This is a genomic window from Endozoicomonas sp. SESOKO3 (assembly GCF_024606255.1).
Genome location: NZ_JAHHPR010000679.1, coordinates 1 through 2,783 on the forward strand (window position 1 = coordinate 1; position 2,783 = coordinate 2,783).

Here is a 2,783-nt window from a genome sequence, read left to right on the forward strand (position 1 = left end):
AGCAACCATCTAGGGAAGGCGTGTTGAAACAGGAAGCCTGTTAGGTGACTAACGGAAATCTCGCTCCTTCAGGGGCGAGAGGATGTCAACAGATGAACTAAGGCACAGAGCAATTTTGATATTTTATCCCGATCCTTGGAGTGAGTTTCCTCAAGGTTAAAACCTCTACTTTTCATAGCTTGAAACATGGTTTCTATTTGCCATCTCTGGAGATAATTTTCAATGGCGCACCAGGGATCAGCATTGCAAATAACCACCATTGGATCGCTCCCTTTTTTGGAGGCAGCCAGATAGACCATTTGCCGCCATACTTTTCGTGGTTGCCTGATGGCCATGGTTTCACCGATTGTCAGTGAAAATGGCAATAACCTGTTCTGGTGTTTATTGGGCACCCATGTATTGTTGGGAACCCTGATGCAAAAGGGCCAGTTGCCATTCACCAGAAATTTCAACCATCGCCTACCTTTAGACTCCCTGTCCATTAGCAAACGCTGTATTGCTTGCTCAGGAAATATCTTTTGAAAACGTTGTAACAGCTCAATGCGCTCGGTCGTATTCGAGCAGCCTTTCTTGGACAGGAGTGTCCATAAAATCGGGATAGCCATGCCCTTGTAGTTGATTGCCAGAAACAGGATGTTGATTTTGAAAATTCCAAACAGCCAGTTGGTGCGATCCATGCTGAGTTGCCATTTGACTTCAGGTGCAAACAAGCTTGCGATCATCCTGGCTGTGATAATTTCCTCAAAAACGACTTCGAGAAAGAATCGCTGAATAAGGCGGTAACAGGAGGCTGTCTGTGAATTACCGGGAAAGGTGGTGGCAAGGTGTGTGAAGTTTACCGTCTGCTTTTGCAGCAAGCCAAGCACAAGATAGGCAAGAACACTCAGTCGACACTTGTTGCAGTTCAGATAGGTTCTAAACTGCTCAATGAGTAAGTCAGCGGGTTCCATAATCGTGCGGTATTTTTAGCGAAAAATCTCAAGATAGTGGATCTCGTTGGCTTACTCCTGATTTTTGTCGTGTACAGTGTCAAAGACCGTAAGGGCATTGCCCTGAACGGAACATTCATCAAGGCAGTAGACCTTCCATCTTACAAAGTTGAGATTGAAAACGCTGGCTTAAACTACGACCAAGTCATTGAGGAAAACACATAATGGCAATTGTGCAAAAACCGGACAATCGTACGAAGGTACCACGTACTGGTCGTGTACCGGTAGAGACGAAAGACCCTGCCAAGTACAAAGAAAAGGAGAATCGTGCAACCCGATTCAATCCGTACGATGACCCAAACGACCCAACAAAAGCTCCCGAATAGGGGGCTTTTTTCATTGAAGGACTTAGTATGCTGACACTAGACGACATCAAAGACATCGTTTCCAAAGTGACATACAAAGACGGCTGGACTATTCAAGTATATGAAGGGCACGGTCGTTCCTATATTCAAGTCTCCGTAGATGCCTCTGTAGGCGTCTGTAGCGTGAGTAAACAAAATACGGCATGGAAGAGCGGAAAACACTATTTAAGCCCATACATGTGCAAACAAGAGATTGTAGGCGTATGTTTCGCTGCTATTAAAGCATCAGAAGAACATGAAATGCGTGAGTGGTTCCGCTATAAAGGAGCCAGCATCTTCAATCCTCACCTCGACCCAGACCAACTAGTTGAGTTGGCTAAGAAGAAATCCGCCTTTGTTACCCGACCCGACAGGACTTCCATGACTCTGGAGGAACCAGATGAATCAACAGAAACGCATCGAGACTCTGGAAGAGGGATTGCAACTAATTGGATTGTTAACCCCCGAGGCTAGAGACAAGATTGTACAAGCCTTTGTTGCGTTAGAGGTTGAAAACGTAAAATTACGATGTGACCTCAACATCCGGTACGTTCGCTTTTTTGTTGAGATAATCAATCAGCATATCCCCGAGACTATAACATAATTCATGGTACATTAATTTCGATGCCTCTTCTGCCCGCTCAGTAAAAATCGCCTTCAGTAGATGTTGTGACTCTTCAAACCAGACCTTCCTGACATAAAATAAAATCAATAAAAATACCTGTTACTTCGTCTCTTTGATCAACCTTATACTCCTCTATTGCAATTTTTTTGTATCTCAACGAATGTATAAGGTTTTCAATGATACTTCGAAAATGTCCAGCCACTTCCTTAACAGTAAACATCTCGCTCACTCTGCCCCCTGCCTCATGTACGACCTCACAAATATCCATAGCAACCCAGTTGGAAACTTTTCGCTCAGGAATAGCTTGGTTAGTTGCCTGATGACTGCAACCAGGCATATCCGAACCAAGCTCTCTTTCCCGTTTTACCAGTACAGAGGATCTATCTTCAACCGATCGTTTTTTTGAAAAACTTTTAACTACTCTCGGCTCTGAGTCAAAATTTCATCATTCTTTTCAACAAAACTGTTTTTATGAAGCCCGTAAGCATCTGTTCCGGTAGTGTTTATATTCATAAATCCCCCTATTGAACACATTTAATCCCCTTAAGCCATACGTGTTTAGACTATTAATTTCCAAAATAATTCCAGAACGATAGTTTAACTTGCTCATTGCTGACGTGTTAATCGAGATGGAATGGTTCAGCAGGGACAGAATACCTGAAAGTGGAGTGGGTCAATCACCTCCAGACCCGCATCAAATCTGATTTTATACCGGAATCTGCATTCAAATGTCTGCTGAAGGAATATCCCTAACTTCGCCCCAAAAACAACGATAATCCTCCGGATTCAGCCCTAATTTCCTGAGGTAATCAATGGTTTTAGCTT

The 2,783-nt window shown here is 43.5% G+C and carries 3 protein-coding genes; 1 reads left to right on the forward strand and 2 read right to left on the reverse strand.

All coding sequences use genetic code 11. The annotated features are described in order from the left end of the window. Positions 1-68: 68 nt before the first annotated feature. Entirely contained in the window at positions 69-950 is an 882-nt protein-coding gene (locus tag KDK18_RS11955; protein ID WP_257255151.1) for an IS4 family transposase, read from the reverse strand. Positions 951-1,342: 392 nt separating this feature from the next. On the opposite strand from KDK18_RS11955, the gene KDK18_RS11960 reads away from it, so the two are divergent. After that, positions 1,343-1,807, forward strand: a complete 465-nt coding sequence (locus KDK18_RS11960) for a hypothetical protein (RefSeq protein WP_257255152.1) — start codon at positions 1,343-1,345, stop codon at positions 1,805-1,807. A gap of 49 nt (positions 1,808-1,856) precedes the next feature. Here KDK18_RS11960 and KDK18_RS11965 read toward each other — a convergent pair whose 3' ends face one another. Beyond that, entirely contained in the window at positions 1,857-2,045 is a 189-nt protein-coding gene (locus KDK18_RS11965; RefSeq protein ID WP_257255153.1) for a hypothetical protein, read from the reverse strand. Positions 2,046-2,783 lie beyond the last annotated feature (738 nt).